Consider the following 15,124-nt stretch of genomic DNA (forward strand, 5'->3'; position numbering starts at 1 on the left):
GCGACAGTCGGGCCCAACGGCTGACCCGACGCCGAAAACCAAGAGCCGGTTGGGTCGCTCCGCGACCCAACCGACCTCACGAAAAATCGAGGCTAGAACCGGTCCGTCATCAGCCACGAGACGAGGTCTGGTCTCAACTTCGACTCCCGAGGTGCAGCCTCATCAGACGAAGTCGGCTTTCGTCATGCCTGCCGGATGGCCGGGCGGCCACTGCACGAGCTCGATTCGGTAGCCGTCGGGGTCGGTCAGCCATGATGTCCGGAGCCCCGGCCCCGGTTCACCCGGCGGCTCGGCCCTGACGCCCTTGGCCTCCAGATCGGCGATCGCGGCATCGAGATCGTCCACCTGGACGACGAGGTGGTCGACGGCGCTGGTGTCCTCGACCGGTCTCGCGGGATCGTGCACGAGTTCAAGGCTGACGAACGGATCGTCAGGCAGTTGGAGCATGGTGAGGCTGCCGAACCCCGTTTCGGGAACGCTGCCCAGCTTGGCGTACCCGAGCGCGGTGTAGAAGGCGAGCGAGCGTTCCAGGTCGGTGACCCGCAGCCCGAGGTGCAGCATGCGCATGCGCGGCAGACTAATGCGCCCCGGACAACCGCACCACGCCCACGGGCGACCCCGTCCAACACCAGGGCAAGCCCCCCCACCCCGCTGGAACACGGCCAAAGGGCGCCACAAGCCCAGTCCGGCGGCGGCCACAACCGCACCAAACCCGCCCCTCTCCCTCGGGCCCCGCCAGCACAAAGGGCCCCTCCCGAAATCGGAAGGGGCCTTTGAGGTGGAGCCGCCTATCGGAATCGAACCGATGACCTATTCATTACGAGAGCCCTTGACAAGAGTTCGCGGTGGTGTACCGAAGTTCGTTATCGCTGGTCAGTAGTGGTTTCCGGACTTCGCCGAACCTTGATGATCGCGGGCAAACTGCAACACGAACTGCAACCCTGGTCACCCCTCCTTCGGCGGTCGGCCGCCCTTACGTCCCCGCCGCTCGGCAAGCTCCCGCTCGGCTGCCTCCAGGTCGAGGAGGTCTTGCTCGTCGCCGTGCTCGCGGATCCGCGCACGCATGTGGTCGAGCAGATCAGGCGTGCGGTCGGTGTCGAGCCGCCGGCACACGCGGCCATAGGCATCCCACATCGGGATGGGGACCCGGATGGGTCTGGTCGGGGTCCTGCCGGACTTCTCGGCCATGGAGCACTCCTCCGCATGTCGTGTAGCTACGGAGAATCTTCGCACAGGACTTGTGTAGCTACCAGCTTTCTGCTTACTCTGTAGCTACCAAGTTTTACGAAGTCCCCCCGCTGACACGCAGGCGGGCCCGGACACAGCGATTGCGCCGCTGGCCGGGCCCTTGATCAGACAAGGAGGTCTGACCCATGCACGACCTTACTGACGTCAGCGGGGACCCGAAGGCGAGCATCCCCGGGCAGTGGCCCGGCGGCGAGCCGGACGACGTCCGCGACATGGCGCGGCGGCGCGGCGACCTCGCGCAGCGCGCCGACGACCTCGCGGCCCGGCTGGAGGCCGAGCTGTACGACGGGATCGAGGTCGACCTCGGGCTCGCAGTCCGCGAGGCGGCCGAGGCGAACCGCGCGTTCGCCGCGGCGTGCCGGAACGGCGACGAGGAGGAGTTCGACCGGGCCCTGCGCGAGACCAGCAGGACCATCGCGCGCTGCGTCGACCTGGTCGAGGCGCTCGACAGCAAGTAGCAGACACAGCGGTCCCCGCCGAGGCGACGCTACCGCCCGGCGGGGACCTCGATCCGGATTCAGGAGGTCCGAACCGTGAGCACGAACCTACCGGCCGACGTCGGCCCGTACGAGACCGAAAACCAGGCGGCCGACACGACCCGCGACGCCTACGGGCACCCGGGCGCCGGCCACATGAAGGCGTTCAACCGGGGCCGCCTCACCGATGCGTGCGAGGCCGCCGGCGTCGAGCTGGGCGCGTACGACCTCCGCATCCTGGAGTGGCTCACCGTCTGGGAGCCCGAGGTGGTCGCGGTCGTCGCCGGCCTCATCGTGCGGGCGGCGCGATGAACCGCCGGGACCGCGAGGCCATGGAGGCCGTGCTCAGCGTCCTGTGCCTGCTGGGCGTCGTCCTGGTCGGCTTCGGCACGTTCGAGTTCCTGGCCGCGCACCCCGCCCTCGCCGCGGCGTGGGCACTGGGTTCCACGGTCGGCGCGGTGTGGTTCGGGTGCCTGTGGTCGGGCCGGCGTCACGCCGACCGGCTGCGCGCCGCGACCGAGGCTCACCGGGCCGTGCGACCCCGGCGCCGCACCGTTGACGACGTCCTCCACCAGTTCCGCAACGGGGACCGCCTCGGCGACGACGAACGCACCATCGTGGCCGACGCGCTGCAGGAGCACTTCGCGGCCGGGCGCCTGGACGTCGCCGAGCTGCAGGACCGGCTCGCGGTGGCGCTGTCGGCCAAGACCGTGCTCGAACTCGCCCCGGCCGTGAAGGGCCTGCCGATGGAAGGGACCGGCCGATGAACCGCACGACGAGAATCGCTCACCTGACATCGGTCGCCCTCATGGGCCTGTTCGTCCTGGTCGTCACCGGGGACGGGTTCGCGCAGTCATACGCCGGACTGCACAAGTGGGCCATCGAGCAGGGCGTCAAGGGGTGGAAGGCGGACAGCTTCCCCCTGCTGGTCGACCTGTTCATCCTGATCGGTGAGTTGGGCCTGTTCGCCCTGGCGCTCGAAGGGCACCGGCTGACCCGGCAGGCGCTGGCGTGGGCGGACATGGCGTTGCCGTTCGGGCTCGCGTCCGCCGGGTGGGGCGTGTCCCTGGCGTTCAATATCGGCGCTGTCGACGGCGGGACGCAGCAGATGACCGCGGCCGTCGCCCCGGTGGCGTCGATGATGGGCCTGCTCGTCCTGCTGCGGACCGTTCACCGGCTGATCGCGCGAGCGCCGGTCGCGACCACCGGTCCCGTCCCCGAGTTTGCGGCCCCCTTCGAGGGGGTCGCAACGGCCGTCGCCACGCCGTCCTGGTGGCCACTCCCGGACCTCGGGTCCGCTGGTGAGGGCCCGGACGGGTACGCGCTGTGGGAAGAGATCGAGCCCTCTCGCGACACCCCCGTGCCTGCGCTCACGGAGGCGCCGGACGATGGGCCGGGGAAAGAGGCAAATTTGCCTCTTAAGTCGGAGCCCGATCCCGGCCTCGCCGAGGTGGTCGCGACCGCCCGCGACCGGTTCGCCGAGGTGCTCGCGACCGGTGCCGTCCCCTCAGTCCGCCGACTCCGGCGAGAGCTGCGGATCGGGCACCCGAAGGCCAAGCGCGTCTACATCATCCTCGCCGCGGAGGCCGCCGCGGCCCTCGGTGCGACCGGCCAGCCGGTCGCCGCAACTCACTAGCTGGCCGGGCCCCGGGACACGCCTCCAACAGCACCCCCGGGGCCCGGTCCTCACAGGAGGAACCACAAGGATGCCCGAAAGCATGAACGGCCACGCGTGGCCGACCGGCCAGACCCGGACGTACGTACCCGCCGGCCAACAGCCGCGGCCCGTCCTGCTGGACAAGCCGCCGGCCGGGGCTCGCCCCGTCGACCCGGTCGAGCTGCTCGACGTCGAGGAGATCCAGGGCCAGGCCGTCGTCGCCGAGCCCGTCGACCAGCCCGACAACGGGCCCGGCGTCGGGTGGATCGCCGAGCGGCGCGGCCGTCTCGACGCCGCCCCGCAGGTGTTCCCGGTGTGGCTGCGTGACCGTAGCCAGCTCACCGACTCGGCATGGTTCGTCGCCCGGTGGTACGGCCAGGAGGCCGCCTTCCACAGCGTCCGGGCGCCGCTGTACACGCTGCGGCTGTGGGCGGGCGCCCCGCGCGGCACGACCCGCGCCGGCCGCGCCTGGTGGCGTTGGGTCACCGACGCCGACGCGCGCCCGGTGGAAGCGAAAGCGGCGCTGTCGGACCCCGACACCTGGACGCGGTTCATCACCGTGCAGTCCCGCCGGACCGGGCCCCGCCGGCGGCTGTCCCTCGTCGTCGCCGTCCCGGCCGTCCTGCTCGTCACGCTCGCCGCTGTGCTGCTGCCCGGGTGGGCGCTCACGGCGGCCGGCGCGGTCGCGTTGTCGGTGCTGGGATGGGTCGGTAAGGACCCGGACCGGCCGATCGTCACCCGGTACGTTGCCGTGCACCTGCAGCGCCGTTTGGACTCCAGCGAGATCGAGACGGCGCTTGAGGCGATCGGCATCAAGGGGAGGGTGGACTTCACCGCGCCGATCCAGGTCGACGGGCCCGGCTGGCGCGCCGAGCTCGACCTTCCCCGCTCGACCACCGCGGCGAAGGTGCTGGACAAGCGCGAGGACCTCGCCGCGGCGATGCGCCGGCCGATCTCCACCGTGTGGCCCGAGGGCGACCGGGCCGCGCACCCGGGGCGGCTGGTGCTGTGGGTCGCCCGGGAGGACCCGGCGAAGTCGCCGCGCAAGCTGTGGCCGCTCATGCGCGACGGCCAGGCCGACGTGTTCGGGGCGCTGCCGTTCGGGTTCGACCCGCGCGGCAACCTCGTCACGATCACCCTGATGTACTCCAACCTGCTCGTCGGGGGCATCCCGGGCAGCGGGAAGACGTCGTGCGCGCTGGCGATCGTGCTGGCCTGCGCGCTCGACCCCACCGCCAAGCTCCACGTGTTCGAGCTGAAAGGCTCCGGTGACCTGCACTCCGTCCAGGCGGTGTGTCACCGGTACGTGTCCGGCGACGACGACGAGGATCTCCAGGCCGCGCTGGAGGGGTTGCGCGCCGGCATCGTCGAGCAGAAGCGCCGCGCCGAGTTCATCAAGGGCCTGCCCGCGTCCCAGACGCCAGAGGGACGGCGGGTCACCCGCGCCCTGGTCGAGCGGTACCCCGAGCAGGATCTTGGGCCGCGCGTCATCGTGGTCGACGAGGCGCAAGAGCTGTTCACCCACCCCGACTACAAGGATGAGGCCGCCGACCTGTGCACGCGGCTCATCAAGAAGGGCCGCGCGTACGGGATCATCCTCATCCTGTTGACCCAGAACCCGGACGCGCCCTCGCTGCCGTCGTCGGTCTCGTCCAGCGTCGGGACCCGCCTGTGCCTGGCGGTGATGGATTGGCGGTCGAACAACAATGTCTTGGGGACCGGCGCGCACGAGCGGGGGCTCCGCGCGACGGAGATCTCCGCGAGCGAGCAGGGGACGGGCATCCTGGTGCGCGGCCGTGACGGCCTCACGGTCCGGGCCGCGTTCATCAAGCAGACCGAAGCGGAGGAGATCGGGAAGCGGGCCCTGGCGCTGCGCATCGCCGCCGGAACGCTGTCGGGGCAGGCCGCCGGCGAGACCGTCCAGGCCGCCGACCAGACGACCCTGATCGACCACCTCCGTGCGGTGTGGCCTGCGGGCGAGGACGCGGTGCACTCGTGGCCGCTCGTCCAGGCCCTCGCGGTGTACAGGCCCGACCTCTACGCCGAGTGGGTCCCCGCCGACTCCGAGGGGCTGGACGAGGCCCAGGTGAAGGAGGCCCGGACGGCGGCGGCGACGATGCTCGCGAACGCGCTCAAGCGCTACGGCGTGACCACCCGCCAGATCAACCGGCGCGGTGCCGGCGGCGGCGGGAAGGGCGTCCGCTGGGACGATCTCGCGGCCCTCGACGAGGACTGACCCGAGTTCACCACCCCCGAAACCGGTTTCGGGGGTGGTGTCGGGACTGACCTGCGATGTTTCGGGTTTCGGGGGTGGCTGGGACGGGCGCAATTGCGCCCACGAGGGCCCCGCACGGTGTGCGCAATTGAGCACATCGGCGGGGCTCTTTGCCGTCTCGGCAACCAGGGTTGCCGGATCAGCCCTCAGCGACGTACGAGCCCTTGCCGCGCACGGTGACCACGAGTCCGCGCTCGACGAGCAGGCGGATAGCGGACCGGGCGGTCGGACGGGCCACGCCGAACTCCTCACAGAGGCCGGCCTCGGACGGGATGCGGCGGCGCGGCGGGTAGGTGCCATCGGCGATCCGAGCCGCGATCACGTCGGCGATCTGCTCGTACATCGGTTCCGGCCCGTCGAGATCAACGCCCATATCTCGACCGTAGGCAGCACGGGGCAATGCCTATCGTCACGTTTCGCCACGTGACGTCATGTGACAAGTAGGCGTAGGGTGGCCGCCACGTTCAGCAACCGGGAGGCCACCCGAATGGATGAACAGCAACGCGCGTACGCCATGGGACGGCTCGCGGCCCTGAAACCGAAGCTCGATGCCCGCGGCCTGGTCTGCGCGCTCAACGGCGCACAGCTCACCGTGTCCGAGGTCGGCGCCGGCCCCGTGCTCGACACGATCACCTGCCGACCGCGCGTGACCGACTTCGGTCGCTGGTGGTACTTCGACAGGGGCGGCAACCCGATCAACGAAGCGGACGACGTGACCGGCGCCGCTCTCACCATCGCCACCAACGTGCGGAAGCGGATCGGCGCGGCGGGCGGTGGTCGCCGTGGCTAGGCGTCGGCCCAACCTCGACGAGCCGGGCCTGCCCGAAGCGCTCGCCGCGTACGAGCTGTTCCTCGACGATGTTGTCACGGAGTCGGAGCACGGGACGCGGGAGGAGAACGGCGACGTCGTCGCGGCGTGCGGCGACATCATCGAGCGCGCGGCCCGACGTGCCGAGCGCGAGCAGCGATGTAACGATAAGGCCCGTTGACCTGCGGTGATGCGTGGCCTAAGTGGAGACGTGGCGCGGTGCCGACCCCTCGCGTTCGAGGGTTCCGGGAGGTCGATAGGGGCTGTACGGCCTCATGAGACGCGCTGAGAGGCACCGGGCCCCTACCTGGCCAGACCCGTACGGAGGGGCGGCCCCAGCATTCTCCCGGTGAACTGACCCCCGGGGGGGAGGGTCGCCCCCCGCCCCTTGACCGCCGTCCCAGGGCACGCAGAGAGCCCCCGGCGGCGACCTGAGAACCGCCGGGGGCTCTGCGGAACCGGCACGTCCTGCGGGACCTCACGAGCGCAGGACGCGCCGGCGGCTATGCGGCCGGGGGGCCGGGCGTGACCTCTGTCGGCTCGTCGCTTCCCGCCTCGATGCGGCCGAGCGCGAGACGTGCGACCCGTCCGTCCTCGTCCTGGCCGTGCCGGGCCCGGTAGAGCGTGCCGCCCCGGGCGATGCCGCTGCCCTCGATGCGCTCGGCCTCGGTGTTGACCGCGGTCTCGTCGAACGGGCCGCGGCCGTTGCGCTGGTCGTACAGCAGGCGGCCCTTGTCGATGTTCTGCATGGTGTCCTCCCTCAGCCCTGCGGGGCGAAGTTCGCGCGGTGCCATCCCTCGTCGGGCGTGCTCTTGCGTCCGCTCCTGCGTTCGGCCTGGCGCTCCCGCTTGCCGGCGGCGGCGGTCGCCTGGTCGTAGTTCTCGCGCAGCTGCTCGGCGGTCGGCGTCCAGATCTGCGCTTCGCTGTCGACGGCCCACAGCAGGTACTCGACCCCGTATCGACCGGCGATCAGGTCGGCGCTCGACGGCCAGGGCGGCGGGGCGAGCGCGGCCGCGCCGAGGTTGAGGGACGGCGCCGGGGTGCTGGCCGCCTGGTGGCCGGTCTGCCATGACGGCCAGAGGTCGTCGAGGTTGCCGATCTCGGCGAAGAACCGCAGGATGCGGGAGCCGTTCCACTGCGGCCCGTCCGAGGGCCAGGACGCGCGCAGCAGGTCGCGGTGCGCGCGTCGGATGTCGGCGTACTGGTCGGCGAGCGCGCACAGCGTGGCGTACGCCTCTCGGCCGGCGGGCGGGGCGCTGACGGACTGCTCGGCGGTCCGGACGTCGCCGAGGTCGGGCAGCAGTGCGCGGACCCGGTCGAGCGTGTCGTCGACCATCTCGGCGAGGACGGCGATTGCCCGGGATGCGCCCGCGCGGAGAAGGCGCTCAGCGTCGGTCTCCAGCGACTCGGCGGCGACCAGCAGCGCGCGGACCTGGGGGCCGGTGGACTCGCCGGCGTGCTCGGCGTCCCACGCCTGCCGGGCGAGTTCTTCGGGCGGGGGCAGTTCGCCGGCGCGGGCGGCGGCGACGAGCCTGGCGGTCAGGGCGCGCTGTGCCTCGCCCGCCCGGGGGACGTCGTCGCGCAGCTGCTGGACGCGCTCGCGGATGAGCTCGGCGGCCCGGAGCGTGTCGGGGTAGTCGGGGATGGCGTCGACCGCGGTCCGGTAGGCCGAGGCGCGTTCGGTGGTCGGCATGGTCTCTCCCAGGGGTCGGGGGTCTGTTCCTCGCCCGGCGGGCGGGGGCGCATGGTGGGCGCTCACGGCTCGCCGCCGGTCGGCAGGAGGCCGTGGTCGCGGTGGAGGCCGCGCAGGATGTCCACGACGTTCGTGGAGTTGTAGCGGGCCTGCAGCTCGTTGGACCGGCGGCGGGCCCAGCGCTGCCAGTGCTTCGGGAACTCCAGCCGCCCGGCCTTGATGCCGTCCTTCACGGCCTGGCCGTGCTCGTCCCAGAACGCGGTGAACTCCTCGACGGACGGGGCGATGAGCAAGCCCATGACGCGCGGCGACATGACGACCTCGCCGTCCAGCGGCGAGCCGGGCGAGCGCAGGACGGACACGTGCGGGAACAGGTCCGGGCATTCGGGTGCGGGCTTGTTGCTGGTCATGATCGATTCCCTTCGCAGTTGGGATGAGTGGTCTGTCCGGCCCCCGCCAACTTCGGGTCCATCGGGCTCCCGCACGCTTCACAGCAGGGGGTGTCCGCTACTCGCGCTACTTCCGCTACGTCCCTGGTCAGAGAGGGGGTAGCGGTAGCGGGTAGCGTTCGCTGTCCGCTACCCGCTACCTCGGCCGTGCCGTTGACCTGCGCAGTAGCGGAAGTAGCGGCGGTAGCGGTCCCCTCCTGCGCAGGACGCAGATAGCGGCTCCATGCGTCGTACAGGTGCTCCCGGCGGTAGCCCTTCCGGTTGATGCCGCCTTCCTTGACGTCGAGCGAGGCGACGCCGTATGGCTTGAGCATCTTGGCCAGATCACGGGCGCTGAACGGGCGGCCGTACCAGTCCGCCCACGGCGCCTCGTCGAGCTTGCAGAGCGCGTCCAGGATCGTGACCCCGTGCAGCGCCTCGGCATCGCCGAACACCTCGCGCAGGTCGGCCAGCAGCCGCACGCCGAGCGTGGTGTCCTCCTCGGCCGCGTTCGTCAGCGTCCGGCACGCGGTCCGGGCCCGGTCGGGCCATGAGCCGCCGGCGGCATCGGCGACAGCGATCAGGGGCTCCCAGTTGTCCGCGGCCCGGTCCTCGACCGGCATGTCGGGTTCGGCGTCGGTGAGCGCGTCCAGCCGGCTGCGAATCCACGCGGTGAGGGAGTCACGCAACTCGTGCAGGGCAGGGGCGTCTCGGCGGGTGCGGAACGGCTGGACGCGCTCACCGGGGCCGCGGCGGCGCATCTTCACCATGACGGCCCGGTCCTCGATCGTGTCGGGCATCGAGCCAATGCCGGCGAGCGCGGCCATGGAGAACGTCGGGCAGTGCTCAGGCTGGCGGAGCGCAGCATCCCACCGGATGTAGGGCCGGTTGCGTTGGTGACCGGCGTTGATCAGGCCGCGCAAGTCCTCGTGGTTGTCGGCCGCCTTCTTGCCGAAGAAGGTGTCAGCCTCGTCGAGCAGCAGCGTGGGCGGGTCCTGGCTGATGGACCGGACGAGCGCGGCCGGGGAGATGTTCACCGCGATCAGCGGGTCATGGCACGTCGTCTCGACGATGTCGAGCAGGCGGGACTTGCCGCACCGCTTCTCGGGCGCGGTGATCACGAGCCGGGTCGCGTGCTGCCACGCCGGTTGTGCGTGCGTGGCAGCGATCCACAGCGCCACGGCGTCCCCTGCCTCGGCGGACGGCAGGATCACGTATTGGGCGAGCGCGGCGCGCAGCTGGTCGAGCAGGACGGCGCCGGGAGCTGCGGTCACGCGGCCGTCCCCCGTCCCAGCGGTCGCCCGGTCTCCCAGTCCACGGGCCCGCCCGTGTAGTCGCCCGGCCTCGGCAAGCCGAAGTCCTCGCGGCGGCCGTCCCAGCGGCGACGCTCGATCTCCTCGAACGTCAGCGTCCGGCCGAGGCGCCGCACGCTTTCGGCGACGGGGCGCCATGCCTCGGTCATGTCCGTCTCCGCCTGGTCGCGGCCGACGTCGACGCCGGCGGCGAGGCCGAGCGCGTAGCCCTCCCCGAACGCGGCCGACTCCCGGCGCTGCTGCCCCTGGATGTCGTCGACCATCTCCGCCGCGGCGGTGGCGAGCGCGAGCAGCTCGTCGACGTGCTGGCGGGGTATCGTTGTCTCGACGTAGCCGCCGGTCAGCTGCTCGTCCTTCACGCCCCCGGTCTCGCCGCCGGGGGCGTTCTCGTTGGTGGCCATGTCAGGCGGCCTCTCCGCCCTGCTCCTGCTGCTTTCGCGCCACATAGTCCTTGATGCCCTCGACGGGGACGAACCGGCGCCGGCCGATCGTCACGCTGGGCAGTTCGCCCGACTTGATGAGCTGATGTGTGGTCGTCCGACCGATCCCGCCGAGCGCCTCGGCAGCGTCCGGCCACCACGGAATGAGCATTGGGTCCATCTCTGCGCCTCCGAAGAAGGATGACCACCTACGCGCACAACTGCTGTTCGTTACGCGCTCCGCCATCAGGAATAGCAGGATCCACACCGGACGCGCAAGTGCGTCGAGATACGCGCACTGCCGACGACACTTGCTCGCGTAACTGATGTCGGCGCATGATGTTCGGGTGAGAATCGCTGACATCGACCACCCCCGGGGCGGCGGCCCCTGGGTACGGCTCATGACGCTCGCCGCCACCGCTGATGAGGACGCACCGACCGTCCTAGCTCAGATCACCGAGCGCACCGACGGCCGGCGCGTGATCAACCGCCTGTACGTAGCTGGAGGCGAGCTAGACCTGAAGGCGCTTCGGGCTATCCCTCTCGACCGCCTGGAGATGGCGATCAATCAACGGCCTGACTGGCCGCTGGAGACGGCGCCCGGACCGAACGAGACTGGCGAGCAACATCGCCTCACCGCTGTTGGGGACGAACTCCTGTTGGCGGACGGCGACAAGGTCCCTCCAGTCCAAGGGGGTGTGAAGGGAGAGCGCCCACGCCTACAGCGCCCGGATGGCTCCGATCCGGACGCCTTCTATGCACTGGTCGCTGAGGCTTACCGCGAGGCTCTCGACGAGTCGGCGCCCGCGCAGGTGCTGGCCGAAGAGGCCGGTGTGCCCGTCCCGACAGTGCACCGCTGGGTCCGAGAGGCACGGCGGCGCGGTGTGCTGCCACCCGCGAAGAAGCGCGGGCGCGCCGGATGAGCGAGCGCAGCGACGGCACCCGCAAGCCCAACGGCCGGTCCTCGATCTACCAGGGCAGCGACGGGAAGTGGCACGGCTGGGTGACCATGGGCGTCCGGGACGACGGGTCCCCGGACCGGCGTCACCGCACCGGGAAGACCGAGACCGAGGTCACCGCGAAGGTTCAGAAGCTCGAAGCGCAGCGGGACGCGGGCAAGGTCGACAAGCCGGGCCGGAAACCGACCGTGGGCGAGTGGTTCACGACGTGCCTTGAGGACATCTGGCCGCGGGAGGTCGCGCCGAACACCCTCCAGTCCTACGGCTCGGACGTGCGGAACTGGATCGTCCCGAACCTCGGCAAGCACCGCCTTGACCGCCTCCAGGCCGAGCACTTGGACAAGCTCTACACGAAGATGTACGCGGCCGGTAAGGCGCCCTCGCACGTGCTCAAGGTGCACCGGATCCTGTCCCGCGCGCTGGAGCTCGCGGTGCGGCGGGACAAGGTGTCCCGGAACGTGGCGAAGCTGCTGGACGCGCCCGGGGCCAATGACAGCGAGATCGAGCCGCTGACGCGGGCGGAGGCGCGGCGCATCCTCGCCGCGGCTCAGACGCGCCGCAACGGCACCCGCTGGTCCATCGGCCTGGCGCTCGGGTTGCGCCAGGGCGAGGCGATCGGCCTGCGCTGGAAGTACCTCGACCTTGAGGGCGGGTCCGCGCGGATCTGGTGGCAGCTGGTCCGCCAGAAGTGGCAGCACGGTTGCGAGGACGTCGCGGCGTGCACTGAGGGCAAGCACCGGCGGCCGTGCCCGAAGAAGTGCCCGAAGGCCAAGCGGACGTCCGGCCGGCCCCACGTGTGCGTGCCCGCGGACGCGCCGCGGCTGTGCCCCAAGGGATGCGACCGGCACGCCTCCACGTGCCCGAAGCGCACCGGCGGCGGCCTGGTCTTCCGCAAGCCCAAGGGCAAGAGCAAGCGGACCGTTCCGCTTCCGCCCGAAGTGGTGGAGGTGCTCAAGGCTCACCGGACCGCGCAGAAGCGCGAGCGCCTCGCCGCGGCGAACGTCTGGGAAGAGCACGACCTTGTGTTCTGCCAGCCGAACGGCCGGCCGATCGACCCGCGCCGCGACTGGGACGACTGGAAGGACATCCTCGCCGCGGCGAAGGTCCGGGACGCGCGGGTGCACGACGGGCGCCACACCGCCGGAACGCTGCTGATCGAGATGGGCGTCCACGTGCGGACCGTGCAAGAGATCCTCGGGCACTCCGACGTGCGGACGACGGAGCGGTACACCCACGTGGCCACGCCGATGGCGGAGGACGGGATGCGCCGGATGGGCGGCGCTCTGTGGGGGGTGTCCGCGCCATGATCAGAACCGGAACTGCAACACAAACTGCAACCGGAACGACTCAGGGCACCCACCCGGTTCGGGTGAATGCCCTGGTCAAGTGCCGAGCCGCCTATCGGAATCGAACCGATGACCTATTCATTACGAGTGAATCGCTCTGCCGACTGAGCTAAGGCGGCGTGCCGTGCGGGGCACGGCGGGAAGCAGTCTACCGGGTGTTGGGGGGTGGGCGTGCACTGGTTATTCAGCGGCAGGTGGTCCCGTTCTTGGGCGGGTCGGCGCTGATCAGGTAGTCGTCGGTGGCCTTGGTGATGCAGGAGTTGCCTTGGAGGTAGGCGGTGTGCCCGTCGCCGTCGAAGGTGAGGAGGACGCCGCTGGAGAGCTGGCCGGCCAGGCTCTGGGCCCACTTGTAGGGGGTGGCGGGGTCGCGGATGGTTCCGATGACGACTATGGGGGCGGCGCCCTTGGCGGTGATGGGTTCGGGTGCCTGTTCGGTCTGGGCGGGCCAGTAGACGCACGGGAGGCCGCCCCAGACGACGAACGGCCCGAAGCGGGGCGCGACCTTCTTGGCTTGCTCGGCGGCCTTGCCGTAGGCGGCGAGGTTCGACGGGTTGGGTTTGTCGACGCAGTTGACGGCCATGTTGGCGTCGGTCTGGTTGCTGTACGTGCCGTTCGCCTTGCGTTCGACCATCTCGTCCGCGAGAGCTAGGAGGAGGGTGCCTTCGCCCTTCTGCATCGCCTGGGTGAGCGCCTGGCGCAGGACGGGCCAGTACTCCTTGACGTAGAGAGCCCGGGCGATCCCCATCACGGCCAGGGACTCGGTGACCTTGCGGGAGTCGCGCGTGTTGCTCAGGGGCTTCTTGTCCGTGGACGTGAGGAACGAGGAGACCTTGCCGATGACCGCGTCCGCGGTGTTGCCGAAGGGGCAGCTACCCGACTTCACGCAGTCGTCGGCGAAGGCTCGGAGGGCGGTCTCGAAGCCCTTGGCCTGCTCGATCAGGAGGTCGGTGGACGACAGCTTCGGGTCGACTGCGCCGTCCAGGACGAGGGCTCGGACGTTCTTGGGGAACTGCTCGGCGTAGAAGGCTCCCAAGTATGTGCCGTAGGAGGCGCCGTAGTAGGTGAGCTTCTGGTCGCCCAAGGCGGCGCGTAGGACATCCATGTCTCGGGCAGCGTTGACTGTGCCGACGTAGGGAAGCTCCGAGTTGGCCTTGCAGCGCTGCGCGAAGGCCTTGCTTTCGCTGCCCAGGTCGTTGGTCTCGTTCGGGTCGTCCGGGGATGCGTCGGTGGCGAAGAACTCGTCCAGTTGGGGTCCGGTGTTGCAGCGGACTGGGTTGCTGGACGCCACCCCACGCGGGTCGAAGCCGACGATGTCGAAGCGGCGGCGCAGGTCGTCGCCGAAGGTGCGTGCGGCTTGGCGGACGAAGTCGACCCCGGAACCGCCGGGCCCCCCAGGGTTGGTGAGCAGCGAGCCGATCCGTTCGGACTTGTCTTCGGCGGGGAGCCTGATGAGCGAGATGCCGACCTTCTCGCCGGACGACTTGGTGTAACTCAAAGGGACCTGAACGGTTGCGCACTCGAACCCGTTGCCACAGCCCTTCCAAGACGGTTTCTGACCGTAGAACTGCCCGAGGCCCGTGGGGACGCTCGCTGCCTGGCTCGTGTTCTTGTCACCGCTGTCGCAGCCGGTGGCAGTCGCCAGGACCAGCACCGTAGCCACGCTGATGAGTCTCGCTGCCCGCACCCGGTCCCCGTCTCGTCGTAGCGGCACGTACGCCGCCGCCTACGCTACGTCGGCACGGTGGTCGAGGGCTACTTCCCTCGGTATTCGTGTTCGATGCCGTCCAGCAGCCACTTGAGACCCAGCTCGAAGCTGTCGCTGCGGTGGAAGCTCGTCTCCAAGAAGGGTTTGAGGTGAGGGAGCTCGCCTCGTTCCACCAGCAGCTGTACGTACGACTGCTCCAAGGGGGTCGTCTGGGGGCGTTGCGGGGCGGCCTCGGCGACCTGCTGCTCCATCGTGATGAAGCCCAGCATGTAGTGGTCGATCGTCTTGACGATGGCGAGCATGCCGTCCGGGTCGTCGGTGAGCCGGGCGGCGGCGGCCATGGACTGCTCGATGTGGCGCAGGCCGTTGGGCCCGATGCGCAGGGAACGTCCCGCGAGTCGCAGCATCCACGGGTGCCGGAGCCCCGCCTCGCGCTCGTTCCGGGCGATCTCCGTCATCGCCTCGCGCCAGCCGTCCGGCAGCCCCCCCTGGACCAGCACCTCTTCGGCGACCTCGTCGTACATCAGGTCGAGAAGGTCTTCCTTCGCGTCGATGTGGGTGTAGAGGCTCATCGCCCGGACGCCGAGCTCGCCGGCGACGCGGCGGATCGACACCGCGTCCAGGCCCTCCGCGTCCGCCAACTTGATCGCCGCTTCGACGATCGCCTCGCGCGTCAGCTTCGGCCGGCGTCCGCCGCGCGGACGTGTCCACACATCGCCTGACCTCGGTGTTGCCGCCACGCCAGAGATCGTACGCGATACGCCGTATCGATACGGCGTACGGATCGACCGAGACAC

At 70.5% G+C, this 15,124-nt stretch carries 20 protein-coding genes and 1 tRNA gene; 9 read left to right on the plus strand and 12 right to left on the minus strand.

Annotated elements, in window-relative coordinates:
- Positions 1-162: 162 nt before the first annotated feature.
- Positions 163-567, minus strand: coding sequence for a VOC family protein (locus CHC11_RS04495; RefSeq protein ID WP_089310332.1), 405 nt, complete (start codon positions 565-567; stop codon positions 163-165).
- Positions 568-945: 378 nt separating this feature from the next.
- Positions 946-1,188 (minus strand): hypothetical protein, encoded by a 243-nt coding sequence (locus tag CHC11_RS04500; protein ID WP_089310333.1) that lies wholly within the window; start codon positions 1,186-1,188, stop codon positions 946-948.
- Between the two features lie 185 nt (positions 1,189-1,373).
- On the opposite strand from CHC11_RS04500, the gene CHC11_RS04505 reads away from it, so the two are divergent.
- The 5 genes from CHC11_RS04505 (at position 1,374) to CHC11_RS04525 (ending at position 5,617) form a co-directional block, all read left to right on the plus strand.
- Positions 1,374-1,706: a hypothetical protein gene (locus CHC11_RS04505; protein WP_089310334.1), complete on the plus strand. Its 333-nt coding sequence runs from the start codon at positions 1,374-1,376 to the stop codon at positions 1,704-1,706.
- A 75-nt stretch (positions 1,707-1,781) separates the two neighbouring features.
- Positions 1,782-2,036 carry a hypothetical protein gene (locus CHC11_RS04510; protein WP_089310335.1) on the plus strand — a complete coding sequence of 85 codons (255 nt, stop codon included), beginning with the start codon at positions 1,782-1,784 and terminating at the stop codon, positions 2,034-2,036.
- Positions 2,033-2,491 (plus strand): DUF1707 SHOCT-like domain-containing protein, encoded by a 459-nt coding sequence (locus tag CHC11_RS04515; protein WP_089310336.1) that lies wholly within the window; start codon positions 2,033-2,035, stop codon positions 2,489-2,491. Before CHC11_RS04510 ends, CHC11_RS04515 begins: the two co-directional genes overlap by 4 nt.
- A complete protein-coding gene (locus CHC11_RS04520) occupies positions 2,488-3,360 on the plus strand; it encodes a DUF2637 domain-containing protein (RefSeq protein WP_089310337.1) in 873 nt (290 codons plus the stop codon). The genes CHC11_RS04515 and CHC11_RS04520 overlap by 4 nt, the downstream gene beginning before the upstream one ends.
- Positions 3,361-3,430: 70 nt before the next feature.
- Positions 3,431-5,617, plus strand: a complete 2,187-nt coding sequence (locus CHC11_RS04525; RefSeq protein WP_218825939.1) for an AAA family ATPase — start codon at positions 3,431-3,433, stop codon at positions 5,615-5,617.
- 178 nt (positions 5,618-5,795) lie between these two features.
- Here the strand turns inward: CHC11_RS04525 and CHC11_RS04530 are convergent, their stop codons facing one another.
- On the minus strand, positions 5,796-6,029 hold the full coding sequence (locus CHC11_RS04530) for a GntR family transcriptional regulator (RefSeq protein WP_089310339.1): 234 nt from the start codon (positions 6,027-6,029) through the stop codon (positions 5,796-5,798).
- 78 nt (positions 6,030-6,107) lie between these two features.
- On the opposite strand from CHC11_RS04530, the gene CHC11_RS04535 reads away from it, so the two are divergent.
- Both CHC11_RS04535 and CHC11_RS04540 read left to right on the plus strand, forming a co-directional pair.
- The gene (locus CHC11_RS04535) at positions 6,108-6,446 is read left to right on the plus strand and encodes a hypothetical protein (protein WP_143226919.1); all 339 of its coding nucleotides are present in this window, start codon (positions 6,108-6,110) and stop codon (positions 6,444-6,446) included.
- Positions 6,439-6,645: a hypothetical protein gene (locus tag CHC11_RS04540; protein WP_143226920.1), complete on the plus strand. Its 207-nt coding sequence runs from the start codon at positions 6,439-6,441 to the stop codon at positions 6,643-6,645. Before CHC11_RS04535 ends, CHC11_RS04540 begins: the two co-directional genes overlap by 8 nt.
- A gap of 322 nt (positions 6,646-6,967) precedes the next feature.
- Here CHC11_RS04540 and CHC11_RS04545 read toward each other — a convergent pair whose 3' ends face one another.
- The 6 genes from CHC11_RS04545 to CHC11_RS04565 form a co-directional block, all read right to left on the minus strand.
- On the minus strand, positions 6,968-7,213 hold the full coding sequence (locus tag CHC11_RS04545) for a hypothetical protein (protein ID WP_089310342.1): 246 nt from the start codon (positions 7,211-7,213) through the stop codon (positions 6,968-6,970).
- 11 nt (positions 7,214-7,224) lie between these two features.
- A complete protein-coding gene (locus CHC11_RS04550; protein ID WP_089310343.1) occupies positions 7,225-8,157 on the minus strand; it encodes a hypothetical protein in 933 nt (310 codons plus the stop codon).
- A gap of 62 nt (positions 8,158-8,219) precedes the next feature.
- Positions 8,220-8,567 (minus strand): hypothetical protein, encoded by a 348-nt coding sequence (locus CHC11_RS04555; protein ID WP_089310344.1) that lies wholly within the window; start codon positions 8,565-8,567, stop codon positions 8,220-8,222.
- Positions 8,564-9,859: a DUF3631 domain-containing protein gene (locus tag CHC11_RS04560; protein ID WP_245918742.1), complete on the minus strand. Its 1,296-nt coding sequence runs from the start codon at positions 9,857-9,859 to the stop codon at positions 8,564-8,566. Before CHC11_RS04560 ends, CHC11_RS04555 begins: the two co-directional genes overlap by 4 nt.
- Entirely contained in the window at positions 9,856-10,299 is a 444-nt protein-coding gene (locus CHC11_RS42410; RefSeq protein ID WP_245918745.1) for a FliH/SctL family protein, read from the minus strand. Before CHC11_RS42410 ends, CHC11_RS04560 begins: the two co-directional genes overlap by 4 nt.
- Before the next feature lies 1 nt (position 10,300).
- The gene (locus CHC11_RS04565; RefSeq protein WP_089310346.1) at positions 10,301-10,498 is read right to left on the minus strand and encodes a helix-turn-helix domain-containing protein; all 198 of its coding nucleotides are present in this window, start codon (positions 10,496-10,498) and stop codon (positions 10,301-10,303) included.
- A 166-nt stretch (positions 10,499-10,664) separates the two neighbouring features.
- Between CHC11_RS04565 and CHC11_RS04570 the strand changes: the two genes are divergently transcribed.
- Complete coding sequence (locus tag CHC11_RS04570) at positions 10,665-11,240, plus strand: hypothetical protein (protein WP_089310347.1); 576 nt, start codon at positions 10,665-10,667, stop codon at positions 11,238-11,240.
- On the plus strand, positions 11,237-12,583 hold the full coding sequence (locus CHC11_RS04575; protein ID WP_218825940.1) for a tyrosine-type recombinase/integrase: 1,347 nt from the start codon (positions 11,237-11,239) through the stop codon (positions 12,581-12,583). Before CHC11_RS04570 ends, CHC11_RS04575 begins: the two co-directional genes overlap by 4 nt.
- Before the next feature lie 85 nt (positions 12,584-12,668).
- Here the strand turns inward: CHC11_RS04575 and CHC11_RS04580 are convergent.
- The 3 genes from CHC11_RS04580 to CHC11_RS04590 all read right to left on the minus strand — a co-directional run bounded on the left by CHC11_RS04580 (position 12,669) and on the right by CHC11_RS04590 (position 15,067).
- Positions 12,669-12,741 (minus strand) — tRNA-Thr (locus tag CHC11_RS04580).
- Positions 12,742-12,806: 65 nt separating this feature from the next.
- Entirely contained in the window at positions 12,807-14,117 is a 1,311-nt protein-coding gene (locus CHC11_RS04585; protein ID WP_245918747.1) for an alpha/beta hydrolase, read from the minus strand.
- Positions 14,118-14,374: 257 nt separating this feature from the next.
- Positions 14,375-15,067, minus strand: coding sequence for a TetR/AcrR family transcriptional regulator (locus CHC11_RS04590; protein ID WP_179278684.1), 693 nt, complete (start codon positions 15,065-15,067; stop codon positions 14,375-14,377).
- Positions 15,068-15,124 lie beyond the last annotated feature (57 nt).

The organism is Actinomadura mexicana (assembly GCF_900188105.1).
GTDB classification, from domain to species: Bacteria; Actinomycetota; Actinomycetes; order Streptosporangiales; family Streptosporangiaceae; genus Spirillospora; species Spirillospora mexicana.

Bases quoted from the DNA above. Each gene is read 5' to 3' on its own strand.
- CHC11_RS04495 (WP_089310332.1), bottom strand. From the start codon at position 567: ATGCGCATGCTGCACCTCGGGCTGCGGGTCACCGACCTGGAACGCTCG.
- CHC11_RS04500 (WP_089310333.1), bottom strand. From the start codon at position 1,188: ATGGCCGAGAAGTCCGGCAGGACCCCGACCAGACCCATCCGGGTCCCC.
- CHC11_RS04505 (WP_089310334.1), top strand. From the start codon at position 1,374: ATGCACGACCTTACTGACGTCAGCGGGGACCCGAAGGCGAGCATCCCC.
- CHC11_RS04515 (WP_089310336.1), top strand. From the start codon at position 2,033: ATGAACCGCCGGGACCGCGAGGCCATGGAGGCCGTGCTCAGCGTCCTG.
- CHC11_RS04520 (WP_089310337.1), top strand. From the start codon at position 2,488: ATGAACCGCACGACGAGAATCGCTCACCTGACATCGGTCGCCCTCATG.
- CHC11_RS04525 (WP_218825939.1), top strand. From the start codon at position 3,431: ATGCCCGAAAGCATGAACGGCCACGCGTGGCCGACCGGCCAGACCCGG.
- CHC11_RS04530 (WP_089310339.1), bottom strand. From the start codon at position 6,029: ATGGGCGTTGATCTCGACGGGCCGGAACCGATGTACGAGCAGATCGCC.
- CHC11_RS04545 (WP_089310342.1), bottom strand. From the start codon at position 7,213: ATGCAGAACATCGACAAGGGCCGCCTGCTGTACGACCAGCGCAACGGC.
- CHC11_RS04550 (WP_089310343.1), bottom strand. From the start codon at position 8,157: ATGCCGACCACCGAACGCGCCTCGGCCTACCGGACCGCGGTCGACGCC.
- CHC11_RS04555 (WP_089310344.1), bottom strand. From the start codon at position 8,567: ATGACCAGCAACAAGCCCGCACCCGAATGCCCGGACCTGTTCCCGCAC.
- CHC11_RS42410 (WP_245918745.1), bottom strand. From the start codon at position 10,299: ATGGCCACCAACGAGAACGCCCCCGGCGGCGAGACCGGGGGCGTGAAG.
- CHC11_RS04565 (WP_089310346.1), bottom strand. From the start codon at position 10,498: ATGGACCCAATGCTCATTCCGTGGTGGCCGGACGCTGCCGAGGCGCTC.
- CHC11_RS04575 (WP_218825940.1), top strand. From the start codon at position 11,237: ATGAGCGAGCGCAGCGACGGCACCCGCAAGCCCAACGGCCGGTCCTCG.